At 75.1% G+C, this 16,804-nt stretch carries 16 protein-coding genes and 1 pseudogene; 13 read left to right on the forward strand and 4 right to left on the reverse strand.

The window, feature by feature from the left end:
- The first annotated feature begins 5 nt into the window (after positions 1–5).
- The 6 genes and pseudogenes from HD595_RS19585 to HD595_RS19610 all read left to right on the forward strand — a co-directional run bounded on the left by HD595_RS19585 (position 6) and on the right by HD595_RS19610 (position 6,812).
- Complete coding sequence (locus HD595_RS19585; protein WP_253771065.1) at positions 6–1,064, forward strand: ABC transporter substrate-binding protein; 1,059 nt, start codon at positions 6–8, stop codon at positions 1,062–1,064.
- A gap of 40 nt (positions 1,065–1,104) precedes the next feature.
- Positions 1,105–1,938, forward strand: a complete 834-nt coding sequence (locus HD595_RS19590) for an ABC transporter ATP-binding protein (RefSeq protein ID WP_253771066.1) — start codon at positions 1,105–1,107, stop codon at positions 1,936–1,938.
- An 87-nt stretch (positions 1,939–2,025) separates the two neighbouring features.
- Entirely contained in the window at positions 2,026–2,886 is an 861-nt protein-coding gene (locus tag HD595_RS19595) for an ABC transporter permease (RefSeq protein WP_253771067.1), read from the forward strand.
- 5 nt (positions 2,887–2,891) lie between these two features.
- Positions 2,892–3,281: pseudogene (locus HD595_RS19600) on the forward strand (RrF2 family transcriptional regulator); the annotation flags it as partial.
- 332 nt (positions 3,282–3,613) lie between these two features.
- Positions 3,614–6,463 (forward strand): helix-turn-helix transcriptional regulator, encoded by a 2,850-nt coding sequence (locus HD595_RS19605; RefSeq protein WP_253771068.1) that lies wholly within the window; start codon positions 3,614–3,616, stop codon positions 6,461–6,463.
- A 13-nt stretch (positions 6,464–6,476) separates the two neighbouring features.
- Positions 6,477–6,812 (forward strand): cupin domain-containing protein, encoded by a 336-nt coding sequence (locus HD595_RS19610; RefSeq protein ID WP_253771069.1) that lies wholly within the window; start codon positions 6,477–6,479, stop codon positions 6,810–6,812.
- A gap of 90 nt (positions 6,813–6,902) precedes the next feature.
- Here HD595_RS19610 and HD595_RS19615 read toward each other — a convergent pair whose 3' ends face one another.
- Positions 6,903–7,271, reverse strand: a complete 369-nt coding sequence (locus HD595_RS19615) for a nuclear transport factor 2 family protein (RefSeq protein WP_253771070.1) — start codon at positions 7,269–7,271, stop codon at positions 6,903–6,905.
- Between the two features lie 111 nt (positions 7,272–7,382).
- On the opposite strand from HD595_RS19615, the gene HD595_RS19620 reads away from it, so the two are divergent.
- A complete protein-coding gene (locus HD595_RS19620) occupies positions 7,383–8,546 on the forward strand; it encodes an NAD(P)/FAD-dependent oxidoreductase (protein WP_253771071.1) in 1,164 nt (387 codons plus the stop codon).
- Positions 8,547–8,571: 25 nt separating this feature from the next.
- On the opposite strand, the gene HD595_RS19625 is transcribed toward HD595_RS19620, so the two are convergent.
- Positions 8,572–9,432 (reverse strand): UbiA family prenyltransferase, encoded by an 861-nt coding sequence (locus HD595_RS19625; RefSeq protein ID WP_253771072.1) that lies wholly within the window; start codon positions 9,430–9,432, stop codon positions 8,572–8,574.
- A gap of 205 nt (positions 9,433–9,637) precedes the next feature.
- On the opposite strand from HD595_RS19625, the gene HD595_RS19630 reads away from it, so the two are divergent.
- From HD595_RS19630 to HD595_RS19655, 6 genes are all read left to right on the forward strand, one after another.
- Entirely contained in the window at positions 9,638–10,690 is a 1,053-nt protein-coding gene (locus HD595_RS19630; RefSeq protein WP_253771073.1) for a type III polyketide synthase, read from the forward strand.
- Between the two features lie 4 nt (positions 10,691–10,694).
- Positions 10,695–11,225, forward strand: coding sequence for an isoprenylcysteine carboxyl methyltransferase family protein (locus tag HD595_RS19635; RefSeq protein ID WP_253771074.1), 531 nt, complete (start codon positions 10,695–10,697; stop codon positions 11,223–11,225).
- Positions 11,222–12,235: an NAD(P)/FAD-dependent oxidoreductase gene (locus HD595_RS19640; protein WP_253771075.1), complete on the forward strand. Its 1,014-nt coding sequence runs from the start codon at positions 11,222–11,224 to the stop codon at positions 12,233–12,235. Before HD595_RS19635 ends, HD595_RS19640 begins: the two co-directional genes overlap by 4 nt.
- Positions 12,236–12,325: 90 nt before the next feature.
- The gene (locus HD595_RS19645; protein WP_253771076.1) at positions 12,326–13,345 is read left to right on the forward strand and encodes an alpha/beta hydrolase; all 1,020 of its coding nucleotides are present in this window, start codon (positions 12,326–12,328) and stop codon (positions 13,343–13,345) included.
- A gap of 11 nt (positions 13,346–13,356) precedes the next feature.
- Complete coding sequence (locus HD595_RS19650; RefSeq protein WP_253771077.1) at positions 13,357–14,070, forward strand: helix-turn-helix transcriptional regulator; 714 nt, start codon at positions 13,357–13,359, stop codon at positions 14,068–14,070.
- A 113-nt stretch (positions 14,071–14,183) separates the two neighbouring features.
- Positions 14,184–14,678, forward strand: coding sequence for a hypothetical protein (locus tag HD595_RS19655; protein WP_253771078.1), 495 nt, complete (start codon positions 14,184–14,186; stop codon positions 14,676–14,678).
- 39 nt (positions 14,679–14,717) lie between these two features.
- Here HD595_RS19655 and HD595_RS19660 read toward each other — a convergent pair whose 3' ends face one another.
- Together HD595_RS19660 and HD595_RS19665 are read right to left on the reverse strand one after the other, a co-directional pair.
- Complete coding sequence (locus HD595_RS19660; RefSeq protein ID WP_253771079.1) at positions 14,718–15,671, reverse strand: NAD-dependent epimerase/dehydratase family protein; 954 nt, start codon at positions 15,669–15,671, stop codon at positions 14,718–14,720.
- Positions 15,672–15,834: 163 nt separating this feature from the next.
- The gene (locus tag HD595_RS19665; RefSeq protein WP_253771080.1) at positions 15,835–16,689 is read right to left on the reverse strand and encodes an SDR family oxidoreductase; all 855 of its coding nucleotides are present in this window, start codon (positions 16,687–16,689) and stop codon (positions 15,835–15,837) included.
- Positions 16,690–16,804: the final 115 nt, after the last annotated feature.

Consider the following 16,804-nt stretch of genomic DNA (forward strand, 5'->3'; position numbering starts at 1 on the left):
AACCAATGAACGCACGCGGGCTTCGCGGGGTGGTGGCCGCCGTGGCGGCTCTGGCACTCACGACCTTGACCGCGGCCTGCGGCGGGTCCGGCGGCGGCGACACCAAGGCGGGCGCCGCACCGGCCGAGGTGCGGCTCGGGTTCTTCCCGAACATCACGCACGCCACCGCCCTCGTCGGCGTCGAGAAGGGCCTGTACGCCAAGCACCTCGGCAGCGGCACCACGCTCAAGACCAGCACGTTCAACGCCGGCCCGGCCGCGATCGAGGCCGTCTTCTCCGGCGCCGTCGACGCCACCTACGTCGGCCCCAACCCGGCCATCAACGCCTGGTCCAAGTCCAAGGGCAAGGCCATCAACATCGTCGCGGGCGCGGCCTCCGGTGGCGTGTTCCTCGTCGTCAAACCCGGCATCACCACGCCCGAGCAGCTCAAGGGCAAGAAGATCGCCACGCCGCAGCTCGGCAACACCCAGGACGTCGCCCTGCGCTACTGGCTGACCGAGAAGGGCCTGAAGGCCGACACCAAGGGCGGCGGCGACGTCCACATCGTCCCGCAGGAGAACTCGCAGACCATCCAGACGTTCGCCACCGGCGACATCGACGGCGCCTGGGTGCCCGAGCCGTTCGCCAGCCGCCTCATCAAGGAGAGCGGCGGCAAGGTCCTCGTCGACGAGCGCGACCTGTGGCCGAACAAGCAGTTCGTCATCACCCACCTGATCGTCCGGCAGGAGTTCCTCAAGGAGCACCCCGACACGGTCCGCAAGCTCATCGAGGCGCACGTCGAGGCCAACGACCTGATCAAGTCCGACCCGGCCGGCTCCGCTCAGACCGCCAACGCCGCCCTGCAGAAGCTGACCGGCAAGGCGCTCAAGCCCGAGGTGCTCGACAACGCGTTCAAGAACATCACGTTCACCAACGACCCGATCGCCTCGTCGCTGGTCACCAGCGCCGAGCACGCCACCAAGGTGGGCCTGCTGGACCAGGTCGACCTGAACGGCATCTACGACCTCAAGATCCTCAACGAGGTCCTGGCCGCCAAGGGCCAGTCGCCCATCTCGGACAAGTGACTCCCGGACCAATGACTCCCGGACAAGTGACGGAGGTGTCATGACCGCTCCGCTGACGGAGCAGGCCGGCGGGCGGACCGACGGGCAGCAGCCCGCCGTCCGCCTCCAGGCCGTCTCCAAGACGTACGGGCAGGGCAAGGCGAGCCTGCTGGCCCTGGACAACGTCGCCCTCGACGTCGCGCCCGGCGAGTTCGTCTGCCTGCTCGGCGCCTCCGGCTGCGGCAAGAGCACGCTGCTGTCGCTGGTCGCCGGGCTCGACGCCCCCTCCGCCGGCCGCATCGACGTCGACCGGCGGCGGATCGCGCTCATGTTCCAGGAGCCGGCGCTGTTCCCGTGGCTGACCGTCTCGGCCAACGTCGAGATGGCGCTGCGCGCCAAGGGGCTCGGCAAGCGGGAGCGACGCGACCGGGCGGCGGAGTACCTGGAGATCGTCCACCTCGGCGGGTTCGGCCGCAAGCGCCCCCACGAGCTGTCGGGCGGCATGCGGCAGCGCGTCTCCCTGGCCCGGGCGCTCGCCCAGGACGCCGACGTGCTGCTCATGGACGAGCCGTTCGGCGCGCTCGACGCGATGACCCGCGACCTGCTCCACGACGAGCTGGAGCGCATCTGGCGCGAGCGCGACCTCGCCGTCCTGTTCGTCACCCACAACGTCCGCGAGGCCGTCCGGCTCGGCGACCGGGTCGTGCTGCTGTCCAGCCGCCCCGGCCGGGTCGTCGAGGACTTCCCGGTCACGCTGCCCCGGCCCCGCCGTACCGACTCGGCCGAGGTCGCCGAGCAGGCCGGCGAGATCACCCAGCGGCTGCGCCAGGAGGTCATGCGTCACGGCGCCGCGCCGAACCGCGTCCCCAGGGAGGCGGCCCCCGATGCCCGCTGACCCACCGGTCCCGACCCTCGCGATGGAGGTCGCCCCCGATGGCCGCTGACCCGCCTGCCCCGTGCCCCGCGATGGAGGTCGCCTCCGATGGCCGCTGACACCCACGCCCGGCAGATCGCCGGGCTCGACGCCCTGGAGCTGGCGCCCGCGCGCCGCGCCGGCCTGCTCACCCGGGCCTGGGCCGGCACGTGGCCCGTCGCCCTGGCCGTCGCCCTCGTGCTCGCCGCCTGGCAGCTCGTCGTGCTCGCCGGATGGTGGCCCGAGTACGTCTTCGCCGGGCCCGTGACCACGCTCACCGAGCTCGGCCACCGCCTCGGCGAGGCCGAGTTCTACCAGGCCCTGACGGTCACCATGCGCCGCGCGGTCGTCGGGTTCGCGCTCGCGATCGCCGTCGGGCTGGTCGTCGGCGCGCTGGTGTCGCGCATCCGGCCGCTGCGCCGCGCCGTCGGCTCGCTCATCACCGGCCTCCAGACGATGCCGTCCATCGCCTGGTTCCCGCTGGCGATCCTGCTGTTCGGGCTGAGCGAGAGCGCGATCCTGTTCGTGGTGGTGCTGGGCGCCGCGCCGTCCGTCGCCAACGGCCTGATCACCGGCGTCGACTACACCCCGCCCATCCTGCTGCGGGCCGGGCACATGCTCGGCTTCCGGCGGCTCACGCTGTACCGGCACGTCATCCTGCCGGCCTCGCTGCCGTCGTTCCTGGCCGGGCTCAAGCAGGGCTGGGCGTTCGCCTGGCGCTCCCTGATGGCCGGCGAACTGCTCGTCATCATCGCCAACCGGCCCTCGCTCGGCGAGCAGCTCCACTTCGCGCGCGAGCTGGCCGACTCGCCCGGCCTGCTCGCCACCATGATCGTGATCCTCGTCATCGGCATCCTCGTGGACCGGCTGTTCGGCCTGGCCGACAACGCCCTGCGCCGCCGCTGGGGCCTCCACCAGGTGACCGCCTGAACGACATGCGGATCTCCGCCCGGACCCAGTACGCCCTGAGAGCCGCCGCCGAGCTGGCCGCCGCCCCACCCGGGCCGGTGCCCGCCGAGCGCATCGCGGCGGCCCAGGGCATTCCCCGCAAGTTCCTCGACAACATCCTGCTCCAGTTGCGCCGCGCCGGCCTCCTGCACAGCCAGCGCGGCCCCGACGGCGGCTACTGGCTCGCGTACCCCAAGGAGCAGATCAGCCTGGCCGACATCATCACGGTGGTGGAGGGCGTGCCGGAGGGGGGTGACCACGGCGGGTACCCGGGGGTGGCGCGGCCCCTGGCGGACGTGTGGAGCGCCTTACGGGACCACGAGGAGACGCTGCTGTCGGAGATCACCCTCGCCCACGTGGCCGAGGGCACGCTCCCACCACCCCACGACCACCCCCGCCCCACCCCGCCGGTCGGGTCGTCTCCTCCCGACGGGTCGTCCCCGGAGGACGGGTCGTCTCCTCCCGACGCGTCGTCCCCGGAGGACGGGTCGTCCCCTCCCGACAGGTCGCCGTCCCCTCTTGACCGGTCGTCCCCACTTGTGCGGTCGTCTCCGCTTGACCGGTCGTCTCCCTCAGAGGAGTCGTCTCCTCGCGACCGGCCGACGTCCCCCTCGGACGGGGCGGGCGCGCGGCTCGCCGCCCGGCCGGGCTGAGGCGCGAGGCGGGTGCCGACGGCGGCCGCCGCGGCGGAGGGTGCCAGGATTGGGGCATGTCCGGGCTGGTGGAGCTGTGTGGGAGAGAGGCGGAGGCGGGCGCGATCGCGGCCTTGCTGGCCGGAGCCCGCCGCGGTGAGAGCGCCCTGCTGGTGCTGCGCGGCGAGCCCGGCATAGGCAAGACGGCGCTGCTCGACCACGCGGTGGCGGCGGCCGGTGACCTGCGGCTGCTGCGGGGCACGGGGGTCGAGTCCGAGGCGGAGTTACCGTTCTCGGGACTGGAGATGGTGCTGCGTCCGGCGCTCGGATGCCTCCCGGCTCTGCGCGCGCCGCAGCGCGCGGCGCTGGAGGCGGCGTTCGGGCTCGGCTCCGGGTCCGGCGCCGACCCGATGCTCGTGGGGCTCGCGGTGTTGTCGCTCCTCGCCGAGCACGCGGACAAGGACGGCCTGCTGTGCGTGGTCGACGACGCGCAATGGCTGGACCGGGCGTCCCGGGACGCGCTGCTGTTCGCCGCCCGGCGGCTGCGGGCCGAGGGCGTGGTCATGCTCTTCGCCGCGCGTGACGGCGAGGGCTCCTTCCCGGCGCCCGGCCTCCCGGAGCTGCGCGTCTCCGGACTGCGCCCGGAGGCCGCCGCGGCCCTGCTGGACCGTCACCCGCTGCCGCCCGCGCTGCGCTTCCGGCTGCTGGCCGAGGCGCAGGGCAACCCGCTGGCCCTGCTGGAGCTGCCGGTCGCGCTGGGTGCCGAACCAACCGCGGCGTTCGCCCCCGGGGCGCTGCCCATGACCAGCCGGCTGCAACTGACCTTCCACGGCCAGGTCAGCCGGATACCGGAGGCGTCCCAGACACTGCTCCTGGTCGCCGCGGCCGACGACGGCGGCGACCTCGCCGCGATCCTGCGGGCCGCCGCGAGCCTGGGGGCGGGCGTCGAGGACCTGCTGCCGGCCGAGCGGGCGGGGCTCATCGTCCGCGGCGGCCCCGAGGACGCCCTCCGCTTCCGCCATCCGCTGATCCGCGCCGCCGTCTACCAGCGCGCGCCGCTCGCCCACCGCCTGGCCGTCCACCGCGCGCTGGCCGCGGCTCTCGACGGCCCCGAGCACGCGGACCGCCGGGCCTGGCACCTGGCGGCCGCGGCCACCGGCCCTGACGAGGAGGCCGCCACCGCGCTCGAACACGCCGCGGTCCGCGCCCGCGAACGCAGCGGCTACGAGGCCGCGGCGGCGGCCTGCGAACGCGCGGCCCGGCTGAGCGCGGATCCCGAGGCGAGGGCGCGCCGGGAGGCGATGGCCGCCGAGGCCGCCCTGGAGACCGGCGACCTGGAGCGGGCCGGCGACCTGGCGCGCCGGGCAGGCGCGCGGGCCGGCGGCGTCCCGGCCGTGCGCGCGAGGCTGGCCCAGGTCCAGGCCCTCGCCGAGTTCTGGAAGGGCTCCTATCCGGCCGCCCACCAGCGGCTGCTCGACGGCGCCGCGCTCATCACCGGCGCCGACCCCGCTGCGCCCACCGGCGGCGCCGACCCCGCCGTGTCCACCGGCGGGGCCGACCCCGCCGTGTCCACCGGCGGCGGCGACCCCGCCGTGTCCACCGGCGGCGGCGACCCCGCCCAGGCCGCGGAGCTGCTGATCCAGGCCCTGCACACCGCCTGGTACCTCGGCGAACGGCAGCTCGCCGCGACCCTGGATCGGCTGTCGGCGCTGCCGCTCGCCGACACCGACCCCCTCGCCCCGATCGCCCGCTTCCTCGTGCACCTGCTGAACACCGGCGGATCGCAGCCGCCGCCGTCGCTGGGCGAGACGCTCGACGCCGTACGCCGCCGTGGCGAGGCGCCCGACCAGGCCCTGATGATCCTGTGCGGCGCGGCTTTGGCCCGCGGCCAGGACGCCGACGCCTACCTGCTGGCCAACGCGCTCGCGGCCGGACACCGGGCACGGGGCAGCGCCGGACGGCTGCCCACGGTGCTGTTCTTCACGGTCGAGGGCGAGGTCTTCACCGGACGTCACCTGGACGCGCTCACCACGGCCACCGAGGCGCTCGGCCTCGCCCGCGACACCGGGCAGCAGCAGTGGGTCAGCCAGTTCAGCAGCGTGCTGGCCTACCTCGACGCGGCCAGGGGCGACGAGGACGCCTGCGGGCGGCACGCCGAGGCCGGCCTGGCCGGGGCCGCCGCCGGGGCGATCTCCCCGGGGGCTCCCTGGGCGCACTGGTCCCTCGGCCTGCTCGACCTGGGCCTGGGACGCGCCGAGGCCGCCCTCTCCCGCTTCGAGCGCCTGGCCCGCGAGCCGATGCGCCACCACATCTGCGCCACCCGGTCCACCCCCGACCTGGTGGAGTCGGCCGTACGGGTCGGGGCGCCGGAGCGCGCGGCCGAGCCGCTGGCCCGCTTCGAACGGTGGGCGGAGTCGGTCCGGCAACCGTGGGCCGACGCGCTCGTCCTGCGCTGCCGCGGCCTGCTGGGCGCCGACGAGCAGGCCGAGCAGTCGTACGCGGCGGCGCTCAAGCTGCACGACCAGGACAGCCGCCCGGTCGAGTACGCGAGGACGGCCCTGCTCTACGGCGAGTGGTTGCGCCGGGCGCGGCGCAAGGCCGAGGCGCGGGGCCTGCTGAACGGCGCGCTGGAGGTCTTCGACCGGCTCGGCATGGCGCCGTGGGCGGAACGGGCCCGCGGCGAGCTCACCGCGACCGGCGCCCAGGACCAGGGGGCGCGTGCCGGTGGGGGAGCGGCGGCGGTGCTCACCCCGCAGGAGCTGCAGATCGTCCGGCTCGCCGCGCAGGGCCTGTCCAACCGGGACATCGCGGCGCAGCTCTTCCTCAGCCACCGCACGGTCGGCTTCCACCTCTACAAGGCGTATCCCAAGCTCGGCGTCGCCTCCCGCGGCGAGCTCAAGGACCTTGCCGTCACTCTGGGACTGTGAGTACCTTGGCCCGATGACACCGCCAGAACAGGTCCTACCTGGGCAGACACTGCCGATCGACGTCGACGCCGTCCCGGGGGTCGAGCTCGGCCCCGGAGTCCACGTGCGGATGCTTCCCGGGATGCCGGGGATCAGGACCTGGGTCGTCGATCTCAAGCCGGGCGCGGAGTGGCCGGAGCTCGACGTGCACGAGACCTACGGCGAGGCGTACTTCGTGGTCCGCGGCGAGCTCATCGAGGGCGAGCGCCCCCACGGCCCGGGCACCTACGTCGCCTTCGGGCCGAACACCAGCCATCGGCCCCGCTCCGAGACCGGCGTGCGCGCCTTCGGCTTCAACTACGACGCGTGACCGGGTCCGGCCGCGGTCGTCGTGGTCGTACGGGCGGGGGCGGACCGGTGACCGGGTCCGCCCGCCGACGTCAGGCTCCACCGGCCGGTCTCAGGCCCCGGCCGGCACCTTGTCGAGGAAGCCGAGCACCTGGGTGATCCGGCCGTCCTCGCCGATGACCGCGACGTCGAACCCGACGGCGAGCGGCTCGGCCCCCTCCGGGCCCAGGTTCCAGGTGAACCGGGCGATGTCGTGGTGGGCGTCCACGGCCCCGCCGAGGCTGAACACCAGCCCGCCGAACTGGCCCTGGACGGCGGCGATCGTCGCGTCCAGGCCGTCGAGGCCGCGCACCGACACCAGCGGGTCGGTGTACGTGGCGTCCTCGGCGAAGACCTCCGCCAGCGCCGCCCGCCGGGCCGTCGCGTCCGTCTCGTTCCAGGCGGCGAGGTAGCGCTGGATCAGCTCGTTGATGTCGCTCATGGTGCTCTCCTTCGTGGTCGTTCCTTCTGACGACTAAATTACGGAGCGGCCGGCGACGAGGAATCTGTCGTGCTTAGGTACTTGCTCAGGTACTTCGGGCACAGTCCGGATGTGAACGACGTCTGGGATCTCGTGGTCGTGGGCGGCGGCCCGGCGGGCGCGGCGGCGGCGCTGCGGGCGCGGCAGCTGCGCCCCGGCGCCCGCGTCCTGCTGCTCGACAAGGCCGGCTTCCCGCGCGACAAGGCGTGCGGCGACGGCATAGCGGCCCACGGCCGTGACGAGCTGGCCCTGCTCGGCCTGCCCGGCCTCATCGACGACTACCGGCCCACCTCCCGCCTGTCCGTGGTGTCGCCGAGCGGTTCGCGGGTGAGCGCCGAGGCGGCCCGGCCCAACCACGTCGTGCCGCGCCGCGTGTTCGACGCCCGCCTGGTCGAGGCGGCCCGGGCGCGGGGCGTCGAGGTCCGCCGCCACCGGGTCCGCTCGATCGACCAGTCCGGCCCGTACCCGGTCATCGACGCGGGGATCGCCGCCCGCGCGGTGGTGGCGGCCGACGGCGCCCACTCCGCCGTCCGGCGTCTCGTCGGCATCGCGCCCAACACGGCGCAGCACACGGCCATCGCCGTACGCGGGTACGCCGACGTGCCCGGCTCCGAGGACGCCCAGCTCATCGCCATGCAGAAGGAGGGCTGGCCCGCCTACGCGTGGTCGTTCCCGATCGGCGACGGCACCGCGAACGTCGGCTTCGGCATGCTGCTGCCCCGGCTGCACGCGCTCGGCGCGCCCGGCCGGGAGGTGCTGCACGGCCGTCTGGCCGAGCTGCTTCCCGACCGGCCGGCCCGGGAGCTGCGCGCCCACCACCTGCCGCTGTCGTCCGGACGGCCCGCGCCCGGCGCGGGCCGCGTCATGCTCGCCGGGGACGCCGCCAGCCTGATCAACCCGCTCACCGGCGAGGGCATCTACTACGCCCTGCTGTCGGGACGGCTGGCGGGCGAGGCGGCCGTCGAGGCGCCCGGCGACCCGTTGCCCGCCTACCGGCGCAAGCTGCGCGCCGCTCTAGGGCCGCACCTGCGGACCACCGACGTGCTGGCCCGCCTGGCCCAGTCGCCCGGGTTCATCGACGCGGCCATCGGCACGGCGGCCCGGCGCAAGGAGGTGTTCGACCTGCTGGTGGAGGTGGGGCTGGGGGCGGGGATGGTGCCGCTGCCGATGGCGCTCGCGGTGGGCCGCCGCTGGCTGCGCGAGTCCGTGTCGAACCTGCTGACGTTCAGGCGGTGAGAGCCGGGGGGTTACGCCCGGACGTTCAGGCGGTGAGGGCCGGGCCGTTGGCGAGCAGGACGAGGACACCCACCGCCGCCACCCCGATCGCGGCGGCGAACGGCGCCCGCGCCGACCGGCCGTGCAGCAGCGTGCCCGCCGCCACCAGCGCCCCCGACACCGCCACCGCCAGCCATCCCGCGACGCCCGTGTCACCCGGCGGCGCGAAGACCAGCAGCCACGTCGCGGCCAGCAGCGGCAGCGGGGCCAGCAGCCGTGTGCGCTCCGCGCCGAGCCGCTGCGGCCACCCGCGCACCCCGACGGCGAGGTCGTGGGGGATGTCGGGCAGGACGTTCGCCAGGTGGGCGCCGCACCCGAGCAGGGCCGCCGCGGTCACCGCCCACCACGCCGGCCACGGGTGCCCGGGAAGCCCGAGCGTCACGAAGGCGGGCAGCGAGCCGAACCCCACCACGTACGGCGCCCACGACAGGACCGTGGCCTTCACCCCCAGGTCGTAGACCCACGCGGCGGCCACGCCCACGAGGTGCGCCGACCCGGCGAGCAGCCCGGAGGCCAGCGAGAGCGGCCCGCACAGGGCGAGGGCGACGAACGCGGCGCTCCGGACGACGACGGCGCCGACCGTGCCGTCCACGATCGGTTTGCCGGCCCGCCCGGCCGCGGCGTCCTTGCCGGCGTCGACCGCGTCGTTGCACCAGCCGACCGAGAGCTGCCCGGTGAGCACGGCCGCCGCCACCAGCGCGCACCCGGCCGCGTCGCGCCCGCTCGCCACCGCGAGCGCGGTCACCAGGGACGTCACCGCGACGGTCGGGCCGGGATGGCACGCCCGCGCCAGCCCACCGGCTGTCCGCCACAGGCCACCCGGTCGCGCCGCCTCATCGCGAGTCACTTCTTGATCGTAGGCCGCGTCACCCGCCGTCGTGGATCCAGGGACGCGCCGACACGGCCGCGACGGAGAGCGGCGGATGACCGCGGCTTGCCAGGGATGATCGAAAAGGCAGGGGAATGTGGTCATCGCGATGGCTTAGCGGTCGTTGGGAGGGGAAGCGTCCGGAAGGTCGGAGTCGTACAGCGCCACGAGCCGGAGACCGCACATGACCCGTATCGCTGCCGTCCGTACGTCCTTCCCGCCCAACCGCTACCCCCAGGCGGAGCTGACGGACATGGCGGCGCGGATGTGCCTGCCCGGCGGCGCCGACCGCCGGCTGCTCGACCGGCTGCACCACAGCGCCCGCGTCGACTTCCGCAACCTCGCCCTGCCGATCGAGGAGTACGCCCGCCTCGACGGGTTCGGCGCGGCCAACGACGCGTACATCGCCACGGCCGTCGAGCTGGGCGCCGAGAGCGTGAGCGGGGCGATCAAGGCGGCCGGGCTGGAACCGGAGGACGTGGACATGATCATGTTCACGTCGGTGACGGGCGTCGCCGCGCCCTCGGTGGACGCCCGCCTGGTCGAGCGGGTCGGGCTGCGGCCCGACGTCAAGCGGCTGCCGGTGTTCGGGCTCGGCTGCGTGGCCGGGGCGGCGGGGATCGCCCGGCTGCACGACTACCTGCGCGGCTGGCCCGGCCACGTCGCGGTCCTGCTGTCGGTCGAGCTGTGCTCGCTGACCGTGCAGCGCGGCGACTCCTCGCCCGCCAACCTGGTCGCGAGCGCGCTGTTCGGCGACGGCTCGGCGGCCGTGGTGGCCTGCGGCGCCGAGCGGCAGGCGCACGGCCCGGCCGTGGTGGCCACGCGCGGGCACCTGTACCCCGACTCCGCGCACGTCATGGGCTGGGAGGTGCGCGACACGGGGTTCGGCGTGCTGCTGGACGCCAGCGTCCCGGACATGGTCCGCCGCTACCTGGCCGACGACGTGCGCGAATTCCTCGCCGGGCACGGGCTCACCGCGCGCGACATGGCCGTCTGGGTCTGCCATCCCGGCGGCCCCAAGGTGCTGGACGCCGTGGCCGAGGTGCTCGACCTGCCCGCCGGCGCCCTGGACCTGACCTGGCGCTCCCTCGCCGCCAACGGCAACCTGTCGTCCTCGTCCGTGCTGCACGTGCTGGGCGACACGCTGGACGAGCGGCGCCCGCAGCCGGGGGAGTACGGCCTGCTGCTCGCGATGGGCCCCGGTTTCTGCTCCGAACTCGTCCTCCTGCGCTGGTGACCCCATGACCTGGTATCTGATCCTCATCCTGCTCGTCGGCCTGGAACGCCTGGCCGAGCTGCGCATCGCCCGCCGCAACGCCCGCTGGAGCCTCGAACGCGGCGGCGTCGTCACCGGCCAGGGCCACTACCCCTGGATGGTGGCCCTGCACACCGGCCTGCTCGCCGGCGCACCGCTGGAGGTGGCGCTGGCCGACCGGCCGTTCCTGCCCGCGCTCGGCTGGCCGATGCTGGCGCTCGTCGTCGCCGCCCAGGCGTTGCGCTGGTGGTGCATCACGGCCCTCGGCCCCCGCTGGAACACCCAGGTGATCGTGGTGCCGGGGCTGCCGCTGGTGACGCGCGGGCCGTACCGGTTCGGATGGCTGCGGCACCCCAACTACGTGGCCGTGGTCGTGGAGGGGGCCGCGCTGCCGCTCGTCCACACCGCGTGGATCACCGCGCTGGCGTTCACCGTGCTCAACGCGGTCCTCATGGTCGTCCGCATCCGCTGCGAGAACGCGGCGCTGACCATGGCCGCCGGGCGGGCCGCCGCGTGATCGACGTCCTCGTCGCCGGGGGCGGGCCCGCCGGCCTGGCGACCGCGATCCACGCCGCCCTGGCCGGGATGGAGGCCGTGGTGGTGGAGCCGCGCGCCACGCCCGTGGACAAGGCGTGCGGCGAGGGCCTGATGCCCGGCGGGGTGGCGGCGCTGACGGCGATGGGCGTGGAGCTGACGGGCCGCCCGCTGCGCGGCATCCACTACCTCGACGGCCGCCACTCGGCGCGGGCCGCGTTCCACGACGCCGGAGGTCTCGGGGTGCGGCGTACCGTGCTGCACGCCGCCCTCGCCCGCCGCGCCGCCGAGCTGGGCGTCAAGACCGTCACCGGCCGCGTGTCGTCCGTGCGCCAGGACGGCGACGGCGTCGAGGCGGCGGGGCTGCGCGCCCGCTGGCTCGTGGCGGCGGACGGCCTGCACTCGCCGATCCGTCGCTCGCTCGGGCTCGGCCTGCCCGACGCCCGGCCACGCCGGTACGGCCTGCGCCGCCACTACCGGGTGGCCCCCTGGAACGACCACGTGGAGGTCCATTGGTCCGGCACGGGCGAGGCGTACGTGACGCCGGTGGCCGGGGACCTCGTCGGGGTGGCGATCCTCAGCACCCGCCGGGGCGGCTACGAGGAGCACCTGGAGGCGTTCCCCGCCCTGCTGGCCCGCCTGGACGGGGCGCCCGCGACGGCGGTGCGCGGCGCCGGGCCGCTGCGCCAGCGCGTGCGCTCGCGGGTGGCCGGGCGGGTGCTGCTGGTGGGCGACGCCGCCGGCTACACCGACGCGCTCACCGGCGAGGGGGTCTCGCTGGCGGCGCGGTGCGCGCGGTCCCTGGTCGACTCCCTGCGGCGGGGCCGGCCGCAGGACTACGAGCGGGCATGGGCGCGGATCTCGCGGGCGCACCGGCTGCTCACGGGCGCGCTGGTGTACGTGGCCCGCCGTCCGGGCACGGCCCGCCTCGTCGTACCGGCCGCCCAGCGCCTCCCGGCCGTCTTCACCGCCACGGTCCGCGCCCTGTCGTGAGACCGGGCTCTGACGCGTCTCCGGTGTGACGCGGATCACGGGCGCAACCGTGACAGAACGGTGTCGCGCCCTCCCGCCATCGTCGTCCTCATGACGACCACCACTCTCTCCGGCACCTTCTCCGGCACTCTCACCGGCCTGGACCCCGACGAACTGGCCGAGACGCGCGCCGTCAACGCCCGCACGGAGCGGTTGCTGGACCGCCGGACGCCCCTGCACGTCCAGGACGACGCGCCGGCCGCCCGGGAGGAACGCCGTTCGGGCGGCGGCGGGTTCCCTCCCGTCACCCTGCTCCCCGAGGCCCGATGGCGTACCGTGACGACGCCGGCAGGCCATCGGATCCCCCTGCGGGTGCTCCTCCCCGAGGAGGGGCAGCCGGACGGGGTGTACCTGCACTACCACGGTGGCGGAGGCGTGATCGGCTCCGCCGACGGTCAGGACCTTCGTCTGCGCGACCTGGCGAACGCGGCCAACGTGGCCGTGCTCAGCGTCGCCTACCGGTTGGCTCCCGAGCACCCGTACCCCGCGGGCACCGAGGACGCGGCGCAGGCCGCTCTGTGGCTGGTGGAGAACGCCGCCGCCGAGTTCGGCACGGACCGGCTGGTGATGGGCGGCGAGTCCGCGGGCGCCCGGCTCACCGTCACCACTCTGCTGCGGCTGCGGGACCGGCATGGGCTGCCGCCCGCCGAGGCGTTCCGGGCCGCGCAACTCTCGTTCGGCACGTACGACCTGGCGCTCGGCACCCCGAGCGCCCGCGGGGCGGGTGAGCGCAACCGGCTGATCAACACGCCGATCCTCGCCTGGTTCAAGGAACAGACGCTGCCGGGCCGGTCCGCGGAGGAGCGGCTCGACCCGGACATCTCACCGCTGCACGCGGATCTGCGCGGGCTCCCGCCGGCCCGGTTCGTGGTCGGCACCGAGGACCCGGTGCTCGACGACACGCTGTTCATGGCGGCCCGCTGGTGGGCCGCGGGCAACAAGGCCGAGCTGGTCGTGGCCGCCGAGGGGTGGCACGGATTCACGCTCTTCCCGACCGCGCTCGCCCGCCGCGAGCTGGCCGCACAGCAGGAGTTCGTCCGCGCCGCGGTGCGCGCCGACGGCGGCGTCTAGCCTGTGCAGCCATGAACCGCACCGAACGCCTGTACGCCCTCGTCGAGGAGCTGCGCGCGATCGCGCCCCGTCCCCGCACCGTGGGCTGGCTGGCGGCCCGGTTCGGGGTGTCGCGGCGCACCGTGCAGCGCGACATGCGGGCGCTGATGGAGGCCGGCGCGCCGGTGCGCTCCGAAGCCGGGCAGCACGGCGGGTGGTTCATCGACCGCGACACCACGCTGCCGCCGATCAACCTCACCGCCGCCGAGGCCCTGGCCGTGGCGGCGGCGCTGGCCGGGGCCGAGCACGCCACCCCCTTCTCGGCCGCGGGCCCCGGGGCCATGCGCAAGCTGGCCGCCGCACTCGGCGCGTCGGCGGCCGAGGAGGTACGGGCGCTGACCGAGCGCGTGCACGTGCTGCCCGGCGGCGCGGCCGAGGGCGTCCTGGCCGCCGTCGAACAGGCCGTGGCGCGGCGGCGGGTGGTGTGGATCCGCTACGCCGACGCCGAGGGCAGGCAGAGCGAGCGGGAGGTCGAGCCGAGCGGGCTGCTGGCGGCGTCCGGGGCGTGGTACCTGATCGGATGGTGCCGCGCGCGCCGCGCCGGCCGCGGCTTCCGGCTGGACCGCATCATGGCGGCCGAGCTGCGGGAGGAGAGCGCGCCCGGACACGCCATGCACGATCTCGACCACGAGCTGGCCGACCGCGCCCGCCACGCCGAGAGCCTGCGCACGCTCAGCGCCCGATGACGGCCGCCGTTCGCGCTCCCGGCTGTCGGCCCGACCCGGCGGTCGTTCCAAATCTGGGCATAGGCCCGCACGCCGCTCTGTCGGACCGCGGGGCCCGCCGGGAGACTGGGGCCATGAACGCGCGCGAGAGCGAGGCCGCCCCGGAGCCGGTCGAGTACGGGGGCGCCGTGTACGGCTCGCTGCTGGCCGCGTCCGTGGTGGCCGGAAGCGCGGCGGGCACGCCCAGCACGGCCGCCGACCTCGTGGCCCTGCTGATCAGCACGGGTGTGGTGTTCTGGATCGCGCACGTGTACGTCCGGCTGGTCGAGCAGGGCCTGCACCCGATGACCTGGCGCCGGATCCGCGCGGCGGGACGGGTGGAGTGGCCGGTCGCCCAGGCCGCGTTCCCCCCGGCCGCGGCGGCCGCGATCGCCTGGGCGCTGGGGCTGTCGGACGCCGTGGCCACGTGGGTGGCGCTGGGGGTGGCCGTGGCGAGTCAGGTGGCGTGGGCCGTCGCGGCGGCGGTCACGTCGGGGTCGGACAGGACCGGGATCATGGCGTCGGCGGTGATCAACCTGGTGCTGGGGCTGGTCGTCATCCTGCTGAAGACGCTCGTGGCCGGCCACTGACGGGCGTGGCCAGGACGGGCGTGGCCAGGACGGGTGTGGTCAGCGGGTGATGCGGCCCTCCCGCACCAGCCAGTCGACGGCCTCGGCGACGGCCTCCAGCGACGTGTGGCGGGGGCGGTGGCCGAGCAGGCGCGCGGCCTTCTCCATCGAGCAGTGCGGGCTGTGCGCGATATGGTCGTAGGTGACGCGGGCGTGCTCCTCCGGCACCGTCTCGCGCCAGCGCTCCCACGGCAGGTACGCCAGCCGAGCCTCGCGGCCGAACCAGCCCGCCACCGCCTCGGCGTAGCCGCGCAGCGTGAGCGCAGTGGCGGCGACCGAGTGGAAGCTCTCGCCGACGGACGCCGACGGGTTGGCCAGCGCGTCCATGAACAGCCGCGCCACGTCGTCGGCGTGGACGTGGTGGACGGTCTCCATGCCGAGGTTGGGCAGGGTGACCTCGTCGCCGTCGGCCAGCGCCTGGAACACGCCCGTGTCGAGGTTGCCCGCCGGGTTGACCGGCACCCAGCCCGGCCCCACGATGTGGCCGGGGTGGATCAGCGTGGCGGGGAACCCGTCGCGGTGCGCCCGGTCGAGCAGGTACGCCTCGATCGCGACCTTCTGGCGGCCGTACTCGCCGATGGGGCGGCGCGGACGGTCCTCGGTGGTGGGCACCCGGGTGCTCGGGCCGTGGATCCAGATCGTGCCGCAGTGCAGGAAGTGGCGGACGCGGCCGGTCAGGGCCTCGGCGAGCTGCCGGGCGCTGTCCTCGGTGAAGCAGATGAGGTCGATGACCGCGTCGGCGCCGAGCTCGGCGACGCGCCGGCCGAACTCGCCGCGCGCCTCCTCGGCCTTGCGGTCGACGGTCACGGTGGTGACCCGCTGCCACGCGCCATGAGGCGTGTACGGCTCCCGCTTGCCGCGGCTGACGGCCACCACCTCATGGCCGGCGTCGACCAGCCGGGGGACCAGGTAGGTGCCGATGTGGCCGCTGGCTCCGATCACCGCTACGCGCATGCGCCACAGCCTAGACCGGCGGCCCGCCTCCGTACGAGGGCCGCCGGCCGGACGGCGGAGGCCGCGAGCGCGCGGCTCCGGCCCGCTGGGGGAGGTAGCGAGCGCGGGGCTCCGGCCCGGCGGGGGAGGCCGGGAGCGCGGGCCTCCTGCCCGGCGGGGGAGGTCAGGCGCGCAGGGCGGCGGCGATGCTGTCGGCCAGCGGGGTCGTCGGGCGGCCGATGAGCCGCGACAGCTCGCCGGTCCTCCCCGCGAGGAGCCCGCGCGCGATGGCGCCGTCGATGTCCTGGAGGAAGGCGATCATGGGCTCGGGCACGCCGGCGCCGGCGAGGACCTCCCGCTGCTGCTCGGGCGGCACGGCCCGGTACGTGATCTCCTTGCCGGCCTGCCGGGACAGCTCGGCGGCGAACTCGTCGAAGCTCCAGGCGACGTCGCCGCTCAGCTCGTACGCCTTGTTCTCGTGGCCCTCGCCGGTGAGGACGGCGACGGCGGCGGCGGCGTAGTCGGCGCGGGCGGCGGAGGCGACCCGGCCGTCACCGGCACTGCCCAGGATGGCGCCCTGCTCCAGGAACTGGCCGAGGTTCTGCGTGTAGACCTCGGAGTACCAGCCGTTGCGCAGGAACACGTAGGGCACGCCGGAGTCGAGGATCGCCTGCTCGGTGTACTGGTGGTCGCGGGCCAGCCCGAAGTCGGCCGCGGGGCCGCCCAGGATGCTGGTGTACGCAAGGAGGCCGACGCCGGCCTCCTTGGCGGCGTCGACGACCGCCTGGTGCTGGGCGGGGCGCTGCCCGACCTCGTTGCCGGAGATGAACAGCACCCGGTCGCCGGCGGCGAAGGCGGCGCGCAGGCTCGCCGGGTCGCCGTAGTCGGCGAGACGGAGCTCGACCCCGAGGGCGGCCAGGTCGGCGGCCTTGTCCTTGTCGCGGACGACGGCGGCGACCTGGTCGGCGGGGACCCGGTCGAGCAGTTCCTTGACGGCGAGACGGCCGAGGGCTCCGGTGGCTCCGGTGACGACGTACATGGTTGTCCCTTTCCTGGTGGTCTGCAGGGCCGCACGTCAGGAGGCGAGCCCCTGTCGTGCGGACACCCCACCATGGCACTTTCTGCGAGAAAGTGCAAACTAAAAGAAAGTGCTA

The organism is Nonomuraea roseoviolacea subsp. carminata (assembly GCF_024172185.1).
Classification (GTDB): domain Bacteria; phylum Actinomycetota; class Actinomycetes; order Streptosporangiales; family Streptosporangiaceae; genus Nonomuraea; species Nonomuraea roseoviolacea.

What these genes read in the sequence shown, in the direction of transcription:
- HD595_RS19585 (WP_253771065.1), top strand. Translation starts at nt 6, where the DNA reads ATGAACGCACGCGGGCTTCGCGGGGTGGTGGCCGCCGTGGCGGCTCTG.
- HD595_RS19590 (WP_253771066.1), top strand. Translation starts at nt 1,105, where the DNA reads ATGACCGCTCCGCTGACGGAGCAGGCCGGCGGGCGGACCGACGGGCAG.
- HD595_RS19595 (WP_253771067.1), top strand. Translation starts at nt 2,026, where the DNA reads ATGGCCGCTGACACCCACGCCCGGCAGATCGCCGGGCTCGACGCCCTG.
- HD595_RS19605 (WP_253771068.1), top strand. Translation starts at nt 3,614, where the DNA reads ATGTCCGGGCTGGTGGAGCTGTGTGGGAGAGAGGCGGAGGCGGGCGCG.
- HD595_RS19610 (WP_253771069.1), top strand. Translation starts at nt 6,477, where the DNA reads ATGACACCGCCAGAACAGGTCCTACCTGGGCAGACACTGCCGATCGAC.
- HD595_RS19615 (WP_253771070.1), bottom strand. Translation starts at nt 7,271, where the DNA reads ATGAGCGACATCAACGAGCTGATCCAGCGCTACCTCGCCGCCTGGAAC.
- HD595_RS19630 (WP_253771073.1), top strand. Translation starts at nt 9,638, where the DNA reads ATGACCCGTATCGCTGCCGTCCGTACGTCCTTCCCGCCCAACCGCTAC.
- HD595_RS19635 (WP_253771074.1), top strand. Translation starts at nt 10,695, where the DNA reads ATGACCTGGTATCTGATCCTCATCCTGCTCGTCGGCCTGGAACGCCTG.
- HD595_RS19645 (WP_253771076.1), top strand. Translation starts at nt 12,326, where the DNA reads ATGACGACCACCACTCTCTCCGGCACCTTCTCCGGCACTCTCACCGGC.
- HD595_RS19650 (WP_253771077.1), top strand. Translation starts at nt 13,357, where the DNA reads ATGAACCGCACCGAACGCCTGTACGCCCTCGTCGAGGAGCTGCGCGCG.
- HD595_RS19655 (WP_253771078.1), top strand. Translation starts at nt 14,184, where the DNA reads ATGAACGCGCGCGAGAGCGAGGCCGCCCCGGAGCCGGTCGAGTACGGG.
- HD595_RS19660 (WP_253771079.1), bottom strand. Translation starts at nt 15,671, where the DNA reads ATGCGCGTAGCGGTGATCGGAGCCAGCGGCCACATCGGCACCTACCTG.
- HD595_RS19665 (WP_253771080.1), bottom strand. Translation starts at nt 16,689, where the DNA reads ATGTACGTCGTCACCGGAGCCACCGGAGCCCTCGGCCGTCTCGCCGTC.